General features: G+C 68.8%; 18 protein-coding genes. 10 read left to right on the top strand and 8 right to left on the bottom strand.

Features of this window, described 5'->3' with window-relative positions; genetic code table 11:
• The first annotated feature begins 41 nt into the window (after positions 1-41).
• Complete coding sequence (gene fur / locus AC1D1T_RS01480) at positions 42-467, top strand: ferric iron uptake transcriptional regulator (RefSeq protein ID WP_047510768.1); 426 nt, start codon at positions 42-44, stop codon at positions 465-467.
• Between the two features lie 479 nt (positions 468-946).
• On the opposite strand, the gene hprK is transcribed toward fur, so the two are convergent.
• The 3 genes from hprK to hpf all read right to left on the bottom strand — a co-directional run bounded on the left by hprK (position 947) and on the right by hpf (position 3,055).
• On the bottom strand, positions 947-1,903 hold the full coding sequence (gene hprK, locus AC1D1T_RS01475) for an HPr(Ser) kinase/phosphatase (RefSeq protein ID WP_465111587.1): 957 nt from the start codon (positions 1,901-1,903) through the stop codon (positions 947-949).
• A gap of 31 nt (positions 1,904-1,934) precedes the next feature.
• Entirely contained in the window at positions 1,935-2,405 is a 471-nt protein-coding gene (locus AC1D1T_RS01470; protein ID WP_047501831.1) for a PTS sugar transporter subunit IIA, read from the bottom strand.
• 311 nt (positions 2,406-2,716) lie between these two features.
• A complete protein-coding gene (hpf, locus tag AC1D1T_RS01465; protein WP_047501829.1) occupies positions 2,717-3,055 on the bottom strand; it encodes a ribosome hibernation-promoting factor, HPF/YfiA family in 339 nt (112 codons plus the stop codon).
• 261 nt (positions 3,056-3,316) lie between these two features.
• Between hpf and corA the strand changes: the two genes are divergently transcribed.
• Positions 3,317-4,276: a magnesium/cobalt transporter CorA gene (gene corA / locus AC1D1T_RS01460; RefSeq protein ID WP_047501827.1), complete on the top strand. Its 960-nt coding sequence runs from the start codon at positions 3,317-3,319 to the stop codon at positions 4,274-4,276.
• A 430-nt stretch (positions 4,277-4,706) separates the two neighbouring features.
• On the opposite strand, the gene AC1D1T_RS01455 is transcribed toward corA, so the two are convergent.
• Positions 4,707-5,315: a glutathione peroxidase gene (locus tag AC1D1T_RS01455; RefSeq protein ID WP_477826972.1), complete on the bottom strand. Its 609-nt coding sequence runs from the start codon at positions 5,313-5,315 to the stop codon at positions 4,707-4,709.
• Between the two features lie 129 nt (positions 5,316-5,444).
• Here AC1D1T_RS01455 and AC1D1T_RS01450 point away from each other — a divergent pair, with 129 nt between their 5' ends.
• The 3 genes from AC1D1T_RS01450 to rfaE2 all read left to right on the top strand — a co-directional run bounded on the left by AC1D1T_RS01450 (position 5,445) and on the right by rfaE2 (position 7,815).
• Positions 5,445-6,377 carry a MerR family transcriptional regulator gene (locus tag AC1D1T_RS01450; RefSeq protein ID WP_047501825.1) on the top strand — a complete coding sequence of 311 codons (933 nt, stop codon included), beginning with the start codon at positions 5,445-5,447 and terminating at the stop codon, positions 6,375-6,377.
• Positions 6,378-6,454: 77 nt separating this feature from the next.
• Positions 6,455-7,327: a ferritin family protein gene (locus tag AC1D1T_RS01445; RefSeq protein WP_047501823.1), complete on the top strand. Its 873-nt coding sequence runs from the start codon at positions 6,455-6,457 to the stop codon at positions 7,325-7,327.
• Positions 7,327-7,815: a D-glycero-beta-D-manno-heptose 1-phosphate adenylyltransferase gene (gene rfaE2, locus AC1D1T_RS01440; protein WP_477828138.1), complete on the top strand. Its 489-nt coding sequence runs from the start codon at positions 7,327-7,329 to the stop codon at positions 7,813-7,815. Before AC1D1T_RS01445 ends, rfaE2 begins: the two co-directional genes overlap by 1 nt.
• 8 nt (positions 7,816-7,823) lie before the next feature.
• Here the strand turns inward: rfaE2 and AC1D1T_RS01435 are convergent, their stop codons facing one another.
• From AC1D1T_RS01435 to glnE, 3 genes are read right to left on the bottom strand one after another with little or no spacing between them, the layout of a single operon-like run.
• Complete coding sequence (locus AC1D1T_RS01435) at positions 7,824-8,726, bottom strand: DMT family transporter (protein WP_477828137.1); 903 nt, start codon at positions 8,724-8,726, stop codon at positions 7,824-7,826.
• Positions 8,719-9,321 (bottom strand): rhombosortase, encoded by a 603-nt coding sequence (rrtA, locus tag AC1D1T_RS01430; RefSeq protein WP_477991264.1) that lies wholly within the window; start codon positions 9,319-9,321, stop codon positions 8,719-8,721. Before rrtA ends, AC1D1T_RS01435 begins: the two co-directional genes overlap by 8 nt.
• Positions 9,322-9,341: 20 nt before the next feature.
• Positions 9,342-12,137, bottom strand: coding sequence for a bifunctional [glutamate--ammonia ligase]-adenylyl-L-tyrosine phosphorylase/[glutamate--ammonia-ligase] adenylyltransferase (gene glnE / locus AC1D1T_RS01425; RefSeq protein ID WP_477991262.1), 2,796 nt, complete (start codon positions 12,135-12,137; stop codon positions 9,342-9,344).
• A 147-nt stretch (positions 12,138-12,284) separates the two neighbouring features.
• Between glnE and AC1D1T_RS01420 the strand changes: the two genes are divergently transcribed.
• On the top strand, positions 12,285-13,124 hold the full coding sequence (locus AC1D1T_RS01420; protein ID WP_477839820.1) for a carbon-nitrogen hydrolase family protein: 840 nt from the start codon (positions 12,285-12,287) through the stop codon (positions 13,122-13,124).
• Here the strand turns inward: AC1D1T_RS01420 and AC1D1T_RS01415 are convergent, their stop codons facing one another.
• Positions 13,125-14,051: a carbohydrate kinase family protein gene (locus AC1D1T_RS01415; RefSeq protein ID WP_477827854.1), complete on the bottom strand. Its 927-nt coding sequence runs from the start codon at positions 14,049-14,051 to the stop codon at positions 13,125-13,127.
• A gap of 181 nt (positions 14,052-14,232) precedes the next feature.
• Between AC1D1T_RS01415 and AC1D1T_RS01410 the strand changes: the two genes are divergently transcribed.
• The 4 genes from AC1D1T_RS01410 to AC1D1T_RS01395 are packed head-to-tail and all read left to right on the top strand — an operon-like array spanning position 14,233 to position 17,465.
• Positions 14,233-15,249 carry a sugar ABC transporter substrate-binding protein gene (locus AC1D1T_RS01410; protein WP_047501809.1) on the top strand — a complete coding sequence of 339 codons (1,017 nt, stop codon included), beginning with the start codon at positions 14,233-14,235 and terminating at the stop codon, positions 15,247-15,249.
• Complete coding sequence (locus AC1D1T_RS01405) at positions 15,249-16,202, top strand: ABC transporter permease (protein WP_465111577.1); 954 nt, start codon at positions 15,249-15,251, stop codon at positions 16,200-16,202. Before AC1D1T_RS01410 ends, AC1D1T_RS01405 begins: the two co-directional genes overlap by 1 nt.
• A complete protein-coding gene (locus tag AC1D1T_RS01400) occupies positions 16,202-17,011 on the top strand; it encodes an ATP-binding cassette domain-containing protein (RefSeq protein WP_477824764.1) in 810 nt (269 codons plus the stop codon). The genes AC1D1T_RS01405 and AC1D1T_RS01400 overlap by 1 nt, the downstream gene beginning before the upstream one ends.
• 19 nt (positions 17,012-17,030) lie before the next feature.
• Positions 17,031-17,465 (top strand): RbsD/FucU family protein, encoded by a 435-nt coding sequence (locus tag AC1D1T_RS01395; RefSeq protein ID WP_047501804.1) that lies wholly within the window; start codon positions 17,031-17,033, stop codon positions 17,463-17,465.
• Positions 17,466-17,469: the final 4 nt, after the last annotated feature.

Here is a 17,469-nt window from a genome sequence, read left to right as displayed (position 1 = left end):
GCTCCGGCCGCCCTGCCCTTGCAGCGCCACCGAGATTTGCCATGTCCAACGCCGACGAACTCAAGAGCAGCGGCCTGAAGGCCACGCTGCCGCGCATCAAGATCCTCGACGTGTTCCAGAACACCACGCAGCGGCACATGACCGCGGAGGATGTCTACAAGGCCCTGCTGGTCGAAGGGGCCGACATCGGGCTGGCGACGGTGTACCGCGTGCTGATGCAGTTCGAGCAGGCCGGCATCCTGTCGCGCAACCATTTCGAGTCGGGCAAGGCGGTGTTCGAGCTCAACGAGGGCAAGCACCACGACCACTTGGTGTGCCTGGACTGCGGCAAGGTCGAGGAGTTCTACGACGCCGAGATCGAGAAGCGGCAGAAGAACATCGCGCACGCGCGGGGCTTCGAGCTGCAGGACCATGCGCTGGCGTTGTATGCGGTGTGCACCAAGAAGAACTGCGAGTACAAAAAGTAGAGCCCTGCCCGGGCGGGGGCCGGGACTCGCCCCGGCGGGCGAGTCACTTTCATTTGAGGCCCAAATGAAAGTAACCAAAGCAAAGGGCCTCAATACAACACCATACGGTTCGTTCAGTCTCGCTGCGGACAACACTGACGCTTCGGCTTGTGCCCCGCTTTCATTGGGATTGTTGGCCGTTCTTCTCCACCCGACTCGCTGCGCATCGCCTGGATGACGCCGCGCCGTCGCTGGTGCATGACGATGCGAYGCGAAGCGAGCGAGWCGAGGGGMRCGGGAGAACAACAATCCCAATGAACGGGGATGTGCAGCCGAAGYGTCAGTGTTGTCCGMAGCGAGACTGAACGAACCGTATGGTTTTCAAAGCGCCTTTGCTTTGGTTACTTTCATTTGGCAAGACAAATGAAAGTGACTCGCCCGGCAGGGCGAAACCTGCTCGTACAGCGCAGCGTCCGGCCCCCCGCCCGGGCAGGGCAACCTCACTCCATGTCTGGGTTCTGCATCGCCCGCTGATGCCGCTCGATGAATTCGCGATACGTGTCGATGCCGCGCAGCTGGAGAATCGTGTTGCGCACCGCCGCCTCGACCAGCACGGCCAGGTTGCGCCCCGCATCCACCGCGATCACCACCTTGCGCACCGGCACGTTGAGGATGTCCTCGTTCAGCGGCTCGTAAGGCAGGCGCTCGAAATCACGGTCCAGCGTCTCCTTGCGCACCAGGTGCACGATCAGCTTCAGCCGCATCTTCCGGCGCACCGCGGTCTCGCCGAAGATCGCCTTGATGTCCAACAGGCCGATGCCGCGCACCTCCAGCAGGTTCATCAGCAGCTCCGGGCAACGCCCCTCGAGCGCCGTCTGCGAAATGCGGAACAGGTCGACCGCATCATCGGCCACCAGCCCGTGCCCGCGCGAGATCAGCTCCAGCCCCAGCTCGCTCTTGCCCAGGCCCGATTCGCCGGTCAGCAGCACGCCGACGCCGAGAATGTCCATGAACACGCCGTGCCGCGTCGTGCGCTCGGCAAACAGCTGGCTCAGGTAGCCGCGCACCACGTCGATCACATGGCCGGCCGATTCGTCGGTGACGAACAACGGGATATCGGCACGGTCGCACAACGCGACCAGCCGGTTCGGCGGCACCTGCTTGTCGGCGACGATCACCACCGGCGGCTCCAGCGTCACGATGCGCTGGATGCGACGCTCCTGGTCCTCGAGCGACGCATCCTGCAGGTAGGCGACCTCGCGCCGCCCGACGATCTGCACGCGGTACGGGTGGATGTAGTTCAGGTAGCCGACCAGGTCGGCCGCCGATTGCGCGTTGCGCACCGCCGCCTCGTCGAAGCGGCGCTCCGGATGGGCATGTCCGGCAATCCATTCCCAGCGCAGCGCCGGGCGGTGCTCCTCGAACAGCGCCTCCGCACTGATGACCGACGGTTTCACGCGCCAGCCCCGCCGAACCCCGCCGACGGGGTCATGCCACCGACTTCAGCGGTTCCCAATTGGAGATCAGCTCATGCACGCGTGCGGCCGGAGCCTCGCTCTTCAGGCGCTCACGCAGCTCGCGCTCGCTGAGCATCTCGGCGATCTCGGAGAGGATCTCGAGATGGCGCTGCGTGGCAGCCTCGGGCACCAGCAGGAAGATCAGCAGGCTGACCGGCTCGTCATCGGGTGCATCGAACGGAATCGGCTGCTGCACGCGCACCACGGCGGCCAGCGGATTCTTCAGGCCCTTGATGCGGCCGTGCGGAATTGCAACCCCATGGCCCAGCCCGGTGGAACCGAGGCGCTCGCGGGCGAACAGGTTGTCGGTGACCGTGGCACGCGCAATGGCGTGCTGGTTTTCGAACAGCAGGCCCGCATGCTCGAACGCACGCTTCTTGCTGGTGGCCTCCACGTCGATCAGGACGTTGGTCACGGGGAGAATGGCGGCGAGTCGATTCATCGGCGGGTCACTTCTGGCCTCGGATGGAGGCATTCATTCGGCGATGTGCCACGGCGGTATGCCGTGTCAGTCTTAACGGGAAATTATAGAAACCGGGTTGACGGCGCAACGTCGGACTGCCCCGCCGAAGGCCAAATTCTGCACGCGACGCTGCATTGCAGCAACGTACCGACCCGGTTCGAGGGGGTCGGCGCACCAAGTGCGGGCGAAACCTTGCAGAAACCCAACCGGCACCTGCGCCGGCCGAAAGAAAAAGCGGCCCGCAGGCCGCTCGACGGTCGCATCCGCGGATTTCACCGCGGGTGGCGGATTCACAAGGTCGCATCGATCCGCTTGGCAGCCACATGGTGGTGGTCCTGCAGCTTGTCCTTGTGGCGGCAGACCTGCCGGTCCAGCTTGTCCATCAGCTGGTCGATGGCGGCGTAGAGGTCCTCGTGGCAGTTCTCGACGAAGATGTCCTTTCCCTTCACATGCAGCGTGACTTCAGCCTTTTGCCTGCGTTCCTTCTCCTTCAGCTTCTCGACGGATAGCAGTACGTTGATATCCACCACCTGGTCAAAATGACGCGTGATCCGATCCAGCTTTGTGAGCACATACTCACGGAGTGCTGGCGTCACCTCGAGGTGGTGTCCGCTGATCGTCAAATTCATGAGATCTCCTTTCGCAGAGGTGGGGGGGAAGCTGGGAGGGGGTCGCCGTGAACGGCATGAGGCGATGCGTGAGGAGAGGGTGGACCGGGAGGTCGTTGAAACCAGTGTGCACCTGCACGCGGGGTGTGACAAGCTAAAGACACCCGCAAAACCCTGGTATCGGCGCCCCGTGCTGGACGCGGCGCGGCAGGCGTGAGAAGGTCGACGTTTTCAGCGATGTGATAATCCGCCGTTGACCTGAACGTCTGCCGGAGCCCTTGCATGCTGAATGTGTTCACGCTGGTCAACGGCCGGCTGTTTCAGGAAGAGATCGCGAGCGCCGACACGCTGGCCCACGTGACGCCGGTGTGGGTCGACCTCGAAGCGCCCACCCCCGAGGAAAAGAGCTGGATCGCCGAGCACTTCGGCGTCACCATCCCCGAGGACGTGGTCGACGACGACCTGGAGGAATCGGCCCGCTTCTACGAAGAAGACAACGGCGAGCTGCACATCCGCTCCGACTTCCTGATCGATGACGACCAGACCCCGCGCAACGTGCGGGTCGCCTTCATCCTGCACAACAAGGTGCTGTTCTCGATCCACGGCGAAGACCTGCCGGTGTTCCGGCTGCTGCGCCTGCGGGCGCGCCGCATCCCGGCCCTGATCGAGGACGCGAAGGACGTGCTGCTGAAGCTCTACGACGCCGATGCCGAGTACAGCGCCGATGCGCTCGAAGGCATCTACGACAGCCTGGAGGCGGTCGGCGCGCGCGTGCTGAAGAAGGAGATCACCGACAGCGACGCCGCGCTGGTGCTGGCCGCGATCGCGCGCGAGGAAGACCTGAACGGCCGCATCCGCCGCAACGTGATGGACACGCGGCGCGCGGTGAGCTTCATGATGCGCAGCCGCATGCTGAACGCCGAGCAGTTCGAGGAATCGCGCCAGATCCTGCGCGACATCGATTCGCTGGACAGCCACACCGCGTTCCTGTTCGACAAGATCAACTTCCTGATGGACGCGACGGTCGGCTTCATCAACATCAACCAGAACAAGATCATCAAGCTGTTCTCGGTGGCGAGCGTCGCGCTGCTGCCGCCGACACTGATCGCGAGCATCTACGGGATGAACTTCAAGGCGATGCCGGAGCTCGACTGGTCGCTCGGCTACCCGTACGCGCTGGTGCTGATGGTGCTCAGCGTGATCGCCCCGTTCTGGTACTTCAGGCGCAAGGGCTGGCTTTGATGACCCCCGCCCCCGAGGCGCCGCGCGCCCCCTCGAGGGCGCGCGCCGGGTGGCCCGGCGGAGCCGGATCCACGGGCGCTACCTGATCAAGCCGCTCAGGCCCCGTCGACCAGGAAGGTCGAGGCGGCCGGGGCACACGGGCCCGGGCCGGGAATAAAAACCGCTGCACAGCGCCCCGCGGCGAAGGAGGGAGGGAGGAGGGAGGAGGAGAACCGCCTCGGGATTTCAGCCTGCGGAGCAGGCCGGCTGTGCAACGCAAGAACCGGATCCAGAGACGTGCCGCAGGCATGCGCCCCGGCGCGTCTCTGGAGGGATGAGACGCCCAGTGTTCCCGTGAGTTCCGTCATTCACCGAAAAAAAACATGTCCCGATGTGACCCGGCGCCGGGCGTCGGCGCGGCCGGTGACATCGAAGCGGCGTGCCCGGCCCATCACTTCGCGCCGAGTTGGCGCTCGATCTCGCGCACGAAGGCCGCGTCATCGGGCTCGACCGTGCTGGCGAAGCTCTGCACCGCGCTGCCGTCGCGCGAGACCACGTACTTGTGGAAGTTCCACTTCGGCGCGGCGCCGGTCCGCCTGCGCAGTTCCACGTACAGCGGATCGACCTGCGCGCCGCCAGACTCGGCCACGCGGGTCTTCGTGAACATCGGAAATTTCACGCCGAAGGTGTTTTCGCAGAAGTCGGCGATGTCCTTGCTTGAGCCCGGCTCCTGCGCGCCGAAATCATTGGACGGGAATCCCAGCACGACCAGGCCGCGGTCGCGGTAGCGCTGGTACAGCGCCTCCAGGCCCTTGTACTGGGGCGTGAAGCCGCAGAAGCTCGCGGTGTTGACGATCACGACGACCTGGCCGGCGTACTGGCACAGGTTCTGCGGCTTCTCGTCCTGCAGGCGCAGCGCCTGCCGGTCCAGCAAGGCCGGGCAGGCCGGGGCCGCCGAGGCGGCAACGGGTGCCAGCAGCGCGCCGGCGAGCACGGTCCAGGCGAGTGCGAGGGGAAGTCGGAAGTGGCGGAAGTGGCGGAAGTGGCGGAAGCGGATCATGCGGGTGGGCTCGTTCAAGTCAGGATGGGTGTCGATGTCAACGAATCGCTCAATTTTGTCGTCATTGTCCGGGTTTGCCCTGGACGATGTTGAACTGCGCGGGCCGCTTGTCAACCCGGGCGCGCCACGATGAAAGCCCCGACCCTGTCGATCTCCGCCGTCGAGCGCGACACCGGGCTCAGCAAGGACACCTTGCGGGTCTGGGAGCGCCGCTACGGTTTTCCGCTGCCGCAGCGCGATGCGCTCGGCGAGCGCTCGTATCCGCTCGACCAGGTCGAGAAACTGCGCATCGTGCGCCGGCTGATGGATGGCGGGCACCGGCCCGGCCGGGTCGTCGGCATGCCGATCGACGAGTTGCGCCGGCTCAGCGAGAGCAGCCCCGAACCGGTGCGCCGCGCCGCCGCAGCCCGCCCCGTCGAACCGGTCGCGCCGGCCTTGATCCAGTACCTCGAACTCGTTCGTGCCCATGACCTGGCTGCCTTGCGACGCCTGCTGACGCAGGCCCAGCTGAGCCTGGGCCTCGCCCGCTTCGTCGTGGAAGTGGTGGTCCCCCTCAATACGCTGGTCGGCGACGCCTGGATGCGCGGGCAGCTGGAGATCTTCCAGGAGCACGCCTGCACCGAGGTGCTGCACGGCGTGATGCGCCAGGCGCTGTACCTGCTGCCGCAGCCGCCGGCCGAGGCACGGCCGAAGGTACTGCTGACCACCTTCCCGGGCGAGCCGCACGGGCTGGGGCTGCTGCTGGCCGAGGTGCTGCTGGGCGTGGACGGCGCGCACTGCACATCGCTCGGGCTGCAGACGCCGCTGTGGGATACGGTGCTGGCAGCCCGGGCCTTCCGGTCCGACATCGTCGTGCTGGCCTTCAGCGGCGCCACCCACCCGCAGCAGGTCACCGACAGCCTGGTCGAGCTGCGGGCGAAGCTCGCGCCGCCGGTGGAGGTGTGGGTGGGCGGTGCGGCACCGGTGCTGCACCGGCGCACGCCAGCCGGCATCACGGCGCTGGCGACGCTCGGCGACCTGCAGGGCGCGCTGCGGCGCTGGCGCGAACAAGCCGCGCGATAACCTTCATGTCGTCTGTCATGTGACGGACTGTCACGATGGCCCGTCTAGAATGCCGCCGGACTTCCACAGGCCCTACCATGCTTTACCCCGAACTGTTCAAGCAACTCGAGGCTGTCCGATGGAACATGGACACCGACATTCCCTGGGATCAGTTCGATGGCAGCCAGCTCAGCGAAGAGCAAGCCCAGACCATCAAGATGAACGCGATCACCGAGTGGGCGGCGCTGCCGGCCACCGAGATGTTCCTGCGCGACAACCGCGATGACAGCGATTTCTCCGCCTTCATGAGCGTCTGGTTCTTCGAGGAGCAGAAGCACTCGCTGGTGCTGATGGAGTACCTGCGCCGCTTCCGGCCCGACCTGGTGCCGAGCGAAGAGGAGCTGCACGCGATCCGCTTCGAGTTCGACCCGGCGCCGGCGCTCGAGACGCTGATGCTGCACTTCTGCGGCGAGATCCGCCTGAACCACTGGTACCGCCGCGCCGCCGAATGGCACAGCGAGCCGGTGATCAAGGCCATCTACGAGACGCTCGCACGCGATGAAGCCCGCCATGGCGGTGCCTACCTGCGCTACATGAAGCGCGCGATGCAGAAGTTCGGCGATGAAGCGCGTGCCGCGTTCGCGAAGGTCGGCGTGCTGATGGCCAGCGCCCGCCGCACCGCGCAGGCGCTGCACCCGACCAACCTGCACGTGAACGTCAAGCTGTTCCCGCGCGACACCATCCAGAGCCGCCTGCCCAACCCCGAGTGGCTGGAGCAGTGGCTGGATCGCCAGATCCAGTTCGACGCGGTCTGGGAGACCAAGGTCGTCGAGCGCATCCTGCACAACATGAGCCTGCTGATGGAACGCAGCTTCGCGAGCGTGCAGGAGCTGAACCGCTTCCGCAAGGAGATGGCGGCGGCGATCGCGGCCGCAGCCAAGGGCGCCGGCCCGGGCGCGCAGCCGGCCTGATGCACGACGGCCCGGTGGCGTCGTTCCTCGACAAGCTCTGCCCGCGCGAGCAGCTGCCCGCGCGGCTGGCCGCGTTGCCGCGCCCGCTGGTGTTCACGAACGGCGTGTTCGACATCCTGCACCGCGGTCACGTCAGCTACCTCGCGCAGGCGCGCGAACTGGGCGGCAGCCTGGTGATCGGGCTGAACAGCGACGCGTCGGCGCGCCTGCTCGGCAAGGGGCCCGACCGGCCGCTGAACGCCGAGACCGACCGCGCCTGCGTGCTCGCCGCGCTGGAGAGCGTGAGCCTGGTGACCCTCTTCGACGAGAAGACGCCGGTCGCGCTGCTCGGCGAGGTGCGGGCCGACCTGTACGTGAAGGGTGGCGACTACGACATGGAGACGCTGGAGGAAACGCGGCTCGTGCGCAGCTGGGGCGGCCAGGCGCTGGCGATCCCGTTCGTCGACGGTTACTCGACGACGGCCCTGGTGAAGCGCATCCGCGCCTGAATTCCTGATCAGGCCTTCGCCGGCCGGTTCACCACCGCAATCCCGATCGCGACACCGGCCAGCGCCACCACCAGCCGCGCGGTGATCGGCTCCCCCAGCAGCCACAGCCCGAGCAGCAGCCCGAACACCGGCGTCAGCAGCGTGAACGCGGCCAGCCGCGTCGCCGGGTAGTGACGCACCAGCCAGAACCACATCAGGTAGCTGGCCGACGTGACCACCACCACCTGGAATGCGAGCGAGCCCCAGGCGAGCGGCGACAGCGCGTGCGGCAGCGGCTGCCCGCTGGCAAGCGCGCCCAGCGTCAGCAGCACACCCGACACGCCGAGCTGGTACAGCAGCGTCTTCTCGGCCGAGGCGCCCGACAGCTTCGTGCCGCGGATCGACAGCGTGGTCGCGCCCCACAGCACGCCGGCCGTCACCCCGAGCGCGTCGCCGATCCACTGGTGCGCGCCGACGGCCGGCCGCGAGAAGCCCTCGGCAAAGGCCCACGCGACGCCCGCGAACGCGGCGACCAGCCCGCCCACCTGCACGCCCGACAACCGCTCCGAGTGCGCGATGAACGGCATGCCGAGCGCGACGACGAATGGCGACAGGTAGATGAACACCACCATGCGCGACGCGCTGGTGAACTGCAGCCCGAGGAAGATGCAGACGAACTCGGCGGCGAACAGTGCGCCGGCAAGCAGTCCGCCGGCCAGCGTGCCGTCGCGCTCGAACAGCCGGATGCCGCGCCAGCGCGACCACAGGAACACCAGCAGCGCGCCGCCCGCCGAGCGCAGCGCCGCCTGCTGCAGCGGCGGCACCTCGGGCAGCGCCGCCTTCGCGGCGACCTGGTTCAGCCCCCACAGGAAGCACAGGCCGATCAGCGAGGTCACGGCCAGCGTATCGAGCGCGCTCTTTCGTTCAGTCATGGGGTCCGGTTCCGGCGGGACGGCGCTGCAGGCCCGCGGCGATCAGCGCACAGGCGACGCCGACGACCAGCCCGCACGCATGCGCAATCGGGGCGACGCCGATGTCCCAGCCGGGCGTGTGCTGCACCGGCCCGAGCCACGGCGACTCGCTGACCACCTTCGCGCACAGGCCCGCGAGGACCGCGCCGCCGATCCACCGGTGATGGCGCGGCACCTGCGGCGCCGTCAGCAGGTGCACCGCGACGATCGCCACCGCCGCATGCAGCACGCCCGACAGCCCGCCGTAGTGGCGCAACTCCGGCTGCAGCAGCAGCGCAAGGTGCGTCAGCGGCCAGGCCGCGAACCACGCCGCGCTCATCGGCCACGGCACGCGCGCCGACAGGCCGAGCGTCGCGACCAGCACCAGCCCGAGCAGGTTGGCACCGAGGTGCAGCAGGCTGAAATGCACGAACAGCGCCGTCCACCAGCGCCACGGCTCGGTGGCCGCGAGCCCGGGCTGCCAGTCGAGCACCGCCTTCGGCACCGCCTGGGCCGCGAGCGTCGCGAGGAAGATCGATGCGGACAGCAGTCCCCAGGCCCGCCCGGGCTGTCGCAATGCGCGGGGACCCTTGGTGATCAAGCGCCGGCCGACGCGGGGAACACCACGGCGCACAGCGCGAGCACCGCATCGCGGTACGCGGCCAGCGGCGCCGGATCGAACTGGGTCGGCTGCTCGTCGAGCCGCGCCCGGTGTTGCGCGCGGCGCAACTCGCGGTAGGCATCGGCCGCCGCGCTGCCGACGCCGGCTGGCAGCAGCCCGCAGACCTCGGCACGCTGCAGCAGTGCGATGTTGCCGACGTTGTCGAGCAGCTCCGGATGCTGCGCGCCATGCGCCAGCACCAGCGTCTGCACCGCGAACTCGGCGTCCATCATGCCGCCTGCACTGTGCTTGACGTCGAACAACGCGCCGCGCACCGGATGGGCGCTGCGCACCTTCTCGCGCATCGCCTGCACCTCGGTGCGCAGCGCGGCGGGGTCGCGCGGCGCGCACAGCACCGCGCGGCGCACCGCCTCGAAGCGCGGCGCCAGTTCCGCATCGCCGGCGCAGAAGCGCGCCCGCGTCACGGCCTGGTGTTCCCAGGTCCACGCGGTGTTGCTGCCGCGCCCACGCTGGTAGTTCTCGAACGAGGCCAGCGAGGTGACGAGCAGGCCCGAGCTGCCGTTCGGCCGCAGCGCGGTGTCGATGTCGAACAGCTCGCCGGCCGCGGTGCGCAGCGTGAGCCAGGTGATCAGCTTGCGCACGAAGGCGGCATAGACCTCGGCGGCGCGGTCGGTGTCCGGCTCGTCGCCGTCGTCGTACAGGAACACCACGTCGAGGTCGCTGCCGTAGCCGAGCTCCTTGCCGCCCAGCTTGCCGTAGGCCACCACCGCGAAGCGCGGCGCCGGCCGATGGCGCAGCTTCAGGTGGCCCCAGGCCCAGTTCAGCGCGCACTGCAGCGTGGCATCGGCCAGCGCCGACAGGTCGTCGGCCACCTGCTCCACCGTGATGTGGCCCTCGACGTCGCGCACCAGCGTGCGGAACACCTCGGCATGGTGGGCGCGGCGCAGCGTGTCGAGCAGCGACTCTTCATCGGCCTGGCCGGAGCGCTCCCAGGCCTCGTGGCGCGCCTCCAGGTCGGCGATGAATTCGGTGGCGTCGAAGCGGCCGTGCAGCAGGCGCTCGTCGGCCAGCTCGTCGATCACGCCCGGGTGCTGCATCAGGTAGCGCATCGGCCAGCGCGCCAGGCCGAGCAGGCGCAGCAGCCGGTTGTGCACCTCGGGCCGCTCGACCAGCAGCGCGAGGTAGCTCTCGCGGCGCAGCAGCGGCTCGACCCAGTCGACGAAGCGCGCCGCGGCGTCCATCGTGCAGCGCCGGTCGCCGACGGCCTCGACCGTGCGCGTGATCAGCCGCGCCAGCCGCACCTTGCTGTCGTCGCGCAGCGCGCGGATCTTCGGCTGGCCGCACCAGCTGCGCACGCGGCTGGCGATCTCCGGCGGCAGCTTCTCGATGAAGTCCTCACTGTCGACCGGCTGCGGCGGCGGGCCGCAGGTCTTGCAGCTGCCGGCCTTCTTGCCGGGCGGGCAGGCGGCGGGCGCCTGGCCTTCGTGCAGCAGCGCGTCGAATTCGAGCGCGACCATCTCGCGCGCCGCGCCCAGCAGTTCGAGCAGCTCGCACGAGACCTTGCCGCAGTGCAGGCCCATGCTGCGCGCGATCCAGTTCAGGTCCTCGTCGGCGGTCGGCAGCAAATGCGTCTGCTGGTCGTCGAGAAACTGGATGCGGTGCTCGATGCGGCGCAGGAAGGTGTAGGCCTCGGCCAGCCGGTCGGCGCTGGCCGGCTTCATCAAGCCGCCGGCGGTCAGCTTGGCCAGGGCCTTCAGCGTCGAGCGGGTGCGGATCTCGGGGAACTGCCCGCCGCGCACCACCAGCAGCAGCTGCACGATGAACTCGATCTCGCGGATGCCGCCGCGCGACAGCTTCACGTCGTTCGCGCGCTCCGGCCGGCCGGCGGCCCGGCGCTGCGCTTCGTCGCGCACCTTGCGGTGCAGCTGGCGCAGCCCCTCGAACACGCCGTAGTCGAGGTAGCGGCGGTAGACGAAGCTGGTCACGGTGGAGCGCAGCGCGAGCGCGCGGCCGTTGCGCACGCTCTCGCGCGGCGCGACGACGCGGCTCTTCAGCCATGCGAAGCGCTCCCACTCGCGGCCCTGCACCAGGAAGTACTCCTCCAGCATCGCGAGGCTCACCACCGGCGGGCCGGAGTTGCCGTTCGGGCGCAGCGCGAGGTCGACCCGGAACACGAAGCCGTCGTCGGTGGTGTCGCCGATCAGCGCGTACAGGCTGCGCGCGAGCTGCGAGAAGTATTCGTGCGCGGTGACCTGCTGCGGCCCGGCGGTCTCGCCGTCTTCTTCATAGACGTAGACCAGGTCGATGTCGGACGAGACGTTCAGCTCGCGCGCGCCCAGCTTGCCCATGCCGACGACCCAGAAGTCGATGCGCCGGCCGTCGGCGTTCAGCGGCGCGCCGTAGCGCTGGTCCTGCTCGTGCTGCGCCTGCGCGATCGCGCGGTCGAGCGTGGTCTCGGCCAGCTCGGTCATCGCGCGGGTGATGTCCTCCATCGCCGCGCCCTGCTCGATGTCGAGCACGGCCAGGCGTTCCAGCACCAGGTGGCGGGCGACGCGCAGCGCGCTCGGCAGCGTGCGCTCGGTGGCCAGCAGCGCGTCGATCAGCGCCTCGATCGGCTCGCGGGTCGGCAGGCCGGGCGCCAGCAGCGACAGCTCGGCGCCAAAGCGGCGGCGGATCCGCTGCACGAAGCGGCTGTGCTCGGCGCGTGCCGGGCCGGGCGGCGTGGATGCAGCGGCGGCCGGTGCGCCCAGGGTGGAAGACTCGAGAGCCATGAGACGTTGCTGCCCGTGTCAAGGAAGGCGGTCGGATTCTGCCCCAGCTGCTATTCCTGTGACGGGCGCAGGCCCGGAGTCCGACGTAAGCTCTTGCGCTCTGGCCCTCACGGCGTGAGGAAGGCCACATTCTTCAGGGAAACCCCGATGCTGATCGCCGCACTTCAAACGGTCTCGACGCCGCGCGTCGACGAGAACCTGGACCATGCCCGCCGGCTGATCGCGCAGGCCGCCGCGGCAGGCGCCCGGCTGGTCGGGCTGCCGGAGTACTTCTGCCTGATGGGCCACAGCGACCGCGACAAGCTCGCGCTGGCCGAGGCGCCGGGCGACGGGCCGATCCAGGCGATGCTGTCCGAGGCGGCGCGCAGCCACGGGATCTGGATCATCGGCGGCACGCTGCCCATGCGCATCGGCGCATTCAACGAGTCCGGCACCGGCAGCCCCGACCGCGTGCTCAACGCGAGCTGCGTGTTCGCACCCGACGGCACGCTCGCGGCGCGCTACGACAAGATGCACCTGTTCCGCTACGACAACGGCCGCGAGAACTTCGACGAAGGCCGCGTGCTGCGGGCCGGCAGCGAGCCGGTGACCTTCGACGCCGACGGGCTGCGCGTCGGCCTGAGCATCTGCTACGACCTGCGCTTCCCCGAGCTGTACCGCGCGATGATGTCGCCGCCGTGCGACCTGCTGGCGGTGCCGGCGGCGTTCACGCACACCACCGGGAAGGCGCACTGGGAGCTGCTGCTGCGGGCGCGCGCGGTCGAGAACCAGTGCTACGTGATCGCGCCGGCGCAGGGCGGGCTGCACGAGAACGGCCGCCGCACCTTCGGCCACAGCCTGATCGCCGACCCGTGGGGCGAGGTGCTCGCGATGCGCGAGGAGGGCGAAGGGGTCGTGATGGCGACGCTGGACCCGGCGCGGATCGCGCAGGTGCGGATGCAGCTGCCGGCGCTGACGCACCGCCAGCCGAGGTGGATCGCGGCCTGATCAGTTCAGCTCGTTGCGCCGCGGCAGGTCCGCCCCGCGCCGCGAGCAGGTGATGGCCGCCGCACGCGCCGCGAAGTTCAGCGCATCGGCCAGCTGTGCGCCGTCCAGCGCCGCGATCGCCCGCCCCGACAGCGCGTCGCGCTCGGCCAGCCAGGTCAGCAGCGCCGCCTGGAAGGTGTCGCCGGCACCGACCGTGTCGATCACCGCCACCACCACCGGCTGCGCCTCGGCCTGCGCGCCGGCCGTCCAGCCGATCGCCCCCTTCGCGCCGCGCGTCACCACCACCAGCGTCACGCCGGCCGCAAGCCACTGCCGGGCCAGCACCTCGTGCTCGACGCCCGGGTACAGCAGCGCGAGATCCTCGTCGCTGACCTTCAGCAGGTGCGTGCGCGGCAGCATCCACTGCAGCTGCTCGCGCCAGCGCGCGACCTCGGGCTCGACGTTCAGCCGGATGTTCGGGTCGTAGGAGATCAGGCAGCGCCCGTGCTCGCGCTCGACCAGCGCCCGCAACGTGCCCGCCACCGGCTCGACGACGGTGTTGAACGAGCCGACGTGGATCACCTTCGCATCGCCCGGCACGCGCTGCAGCGCCTCGAGCGGCACCTCGCGGTCGGCCGCGCCGTGGCCGTAGAACGCATACGAGGGCACGCCGGCCGCATCCAGCCCGACCAGGCCGAGCGTGGTCGGCGCACTGCTGACGTGCAGCGCCCGCGTGTCGACGCGCTCCGCCCGCATCGCCGCCACCAGCCGCTCGCCCAGGAAGCCGCTCGACACGCCGCCGAAGAATGCGACCGGCTGATCGAGCCGCGCCAGCCCGACCGCGACGTTGAACGGCGAACCGCCGATGCGCGCATCCATGCGGACACCCGTCGGTGTCGAACCGGTCGAGAACACATCCATCAAGGCTTCGCCACACACCACGAACATCGGACTCTCCAGAAAAGGGCGCGCAAAAGGGCGCGCCAGCTTGCCCCCGGCGGGTCGCGGAGGTTACAGGGTTTTCCATTAATCAATCAACTTGATTTATTAAACGCCGTTGCCCATACTTTGCTGCGCGCTGCCGATACGCGCTTTCGCATCCAGACCCCACAACACCCGGAGACAAGACATGCGCCTGAAGACCCTGCCGATCCTGTCGTCGATCGCCGCCGCTGCCCTGTTCGCAGCCGGCGCCGCGTCGGTCCACGCTGCCGACCAGCCGATCATCGGCCTGATCACGAAGACCGAGACCAATCCGTTCTTCGTGAAGATGAAGGAAGGCGCCAACGAGGCCGCGAAGGCCAAGGGCGCAAAGCTGCTGAGCGGCGCCGGCAAGGCCGATGGCGACAACGCCGGCCAGGTGACCGCGATGGAGAACATGATCGCCGCCGGCGCCAAGACCATCCTGATCACGCCGAGCGACTCGAAGGCGATCGTGCCGGCCATCAAGAAGGCGCGCGACAAGGGCGTGCTGGTGATCGCGCTCGACAGCCCGACCGACCCGACCGAGGGCACCGACGCGCTGTTCGCGACCGACAACTACCAGGCCGGCGTGCTGATCGGCCAGTACGCGAAGGTCGCGACGGCAGGCAAGCCGGTGAAGATCGTCACGCTCGACCTGTTCCCCGGCCACCCGGTCGGCGCGCAGCGCCACAACGGCTTCCTGAAGGGCTTCGGCCTGGCCGCCCCCGATGCGAAGAGCAACGAGCTGGGCAAGGCCGCCGAGGTGGTCTGCATGGCCGACAGCTACGGCGACCAGGCCAAGGCGCAGACCGCGATGGAGAACTGCCTGCAGAAGAGCCCCGAGGTGACCCTCGTCTACACGATCAACGAGCCGGCGGCCGCCGGTGCGTACAAGGCGCTGAAGTCGGCCGGCAAGGAGAAGGGCGTCACGATCGTCTCGGTCGACGGCGGCTGCCAGGGCATCAAGGACGTCGGCGCCGGCATCATCGCAGCGACTTCGCAGCAGTACCCGCTGAAGATGGCGGCGATGGGCGTCGAGGCCGGCATCGAGTACGCGAAGACCGGCAAGAAGCCGAGCGGCTACACCGACACCGGCGTCACGCTGATCGCCGCGAAGCCGGTGGCGGGGGTCGACAGCAAGGACGTGAAGACCGGCACGGACCTGTGCTGGGGCAAGAAGTGATGAAGGGGCGGCTGCCCCCGCTCGCGACGCTCGGCCCCTTCATCGCGCTGCTGCTCGCCTGCGGTTTCTTCGCGACGCAGAACGAACGCTTCCTGACCGGCGGCAACCTGTCGCTGGTGCTGCAGCAGGTGATGGTGGTCGGCGTCATCGCGATCGGCCAGACGCTGATCATCCTGACCGCCGGCATCGACCTGTCCTGCGGCATGGTGATGGCGCTGGGCGGCATCGTGATGACGAAGTTCGCGACCGAGCTCGGGCTGCCGCCGCTCCTCGCCGTGCTGTGCGGCATCGGCGTGACGACGCTGTTCGGGCTGGTCAACGGGCTGCTCGTCACGCGCATCAAGCTGCCGCCGTTCATCGTCACGCTGGGCACGCTGAACATCGCGTTCGCGATCACGCAGCTGTATTCGAACTCGCAGACGGTGACCGACGTGCCCGAGGCGATGACGATGCTGGGCAACACCTTCGCACTCGGCGGCACCACCAACGTCGCCTACGGCGTGGTGCTGATGCTCGCGCTGTACGGGCTGGCCTGGTTCGCGCTGCGCGAGACGGCCTCGGGCCGCCACGTCTACGCGGTGGGCAACAGCCCTGAGGCGACCCGGCTGACCGGCATCCCGACGCAGCGCGTGCTGCTCGGGGTCTACGTGCTGGCCGGCGTGTTCTACGGCATCGCGTCGCTGCTGTCGGTGGCGCGCACCGGCGTCGGCGACCCGAACGCCGGGCAGACCGAGAACCTGGACGCGATCACCGCGGTGGTGCTCGGCGGCACCAGCCTGTTCGGCGGGCGCGGCGTGATCCTCGGCTCGCTGGTCGGGGCGCTGATCGTCGGCGTGTTCCGCAACGGGCTGACGCTGATGGGCGTGTCGTCGATCTACCAGGTGCTGGTGACCGGCGTGCTGGTGATCCTGGCCGTGGCCACCGACCAACTTTCTCGCAAGGGAGCGCGCTGATGGCTGCCGATACCGCAACGGGCGCTCGAGCCCCTCTCGTGATGGAGGCCCGCGGCCTCGTGAAGCGCTACGGCCAGGTCGTCGCGCTCGACGGTGCCGATTTCGAGCTGCGCGCCGGCGAGATCCTCGCGGTGATCGGCGACAACGGCGCCGGCAAGTCCTCGCTGATCAAGGCCTTGTCGGGCGCGACCATTCCCGACGAGGGCGAGATCAAGCTCGACGGCAAGATCATCCACTTCAAGAGCCCGATCGACGCGCGCCGCGCCGGCATCGAGACGGTCTACCAGGATCTCGCGGTGGCGCCGGCGATGAGCATCGCCGAGAACCTGTTCCTCGGCCGCGAGCTGCGCCGCCCCGGCTTCCTGGGCAGCGTGCTGCGCATGCTCGACAAGAAGAAGATGCTCGAGGAGAGCATCACGCGGATGAACGAGCTGAAGGTGGGCATCCGCTCGATGACGCAGGCGGTGGAAACCCTCTCGGGCGGGCAGCGCCAGTGCGTCGCGGTGGGCCGCGCGGCGGCGTTCGCGCAGCACGTGGTCATCATGGACGAACCCACCGCGGCGCTCGGCGTCAAGGAGGGCAACATGGTGCTCGAGCTGATCCGCCGCGTGCGCGACAAGGGGCTGCCGGTGATCCTGATCAGCCACAACATGCCGCACGTGTTCGAGATCGCCGACCGCATCCACATCGCGCGGCTCGGCAAGCGCGCGGCGGTGGTCAACCCGAAGAAGATCAGCATGAGCGACACGGTGGCGGTGATGACCGGCGCGAAGCGGGTCGACGAGCTGCCGGCCGACTGCCTGGCCTGAATTCCGGTACCGGAACCCCATGCTGAAGAACATCGACCCCGTGCTGACGCCGGCCTTGCTGAAGCTGCTGTGCGAGATGGGCCACGGCGACGAGGTGGTGCTGGCCGACGCCAATTTCACCGCCGAATCGCTGGCCGGCCGCCAGCCGGTGTTGCGGCTGCCGGGCATCGGCATGGCACGGGCCTGCGCGGCCGTGCTGTCGGTGTTCCCGCTCGACGACGCGGTGCCGCGGCCGGTGGCCTTCATGCAGGTGAGCGGCACGGCCGAGGGCTACCGCTCGGCGCTGCAGCGCGAGATCCTCGACCCGCTGGGCGCGCAGTGCGAGGCCATCGAGCGCTTCGCGTTCTACGAGCGCGTGCGCGGCGCGTACGCGATCGTGCAGACTGGCGAGATGCAACCATTCGCCAACATCCTCTTCAAGAAGGGCGTCATCGCCGACGCCCTTCGGCCCTGATCGA

This window comes from Rhizobacter sp. P2_H3, assembly GCF_056403355.1.
Note: the sequence above shows the minus strand (reverse complement) of the source record. Positions and strands in the feature narration are given on the sequence as shown.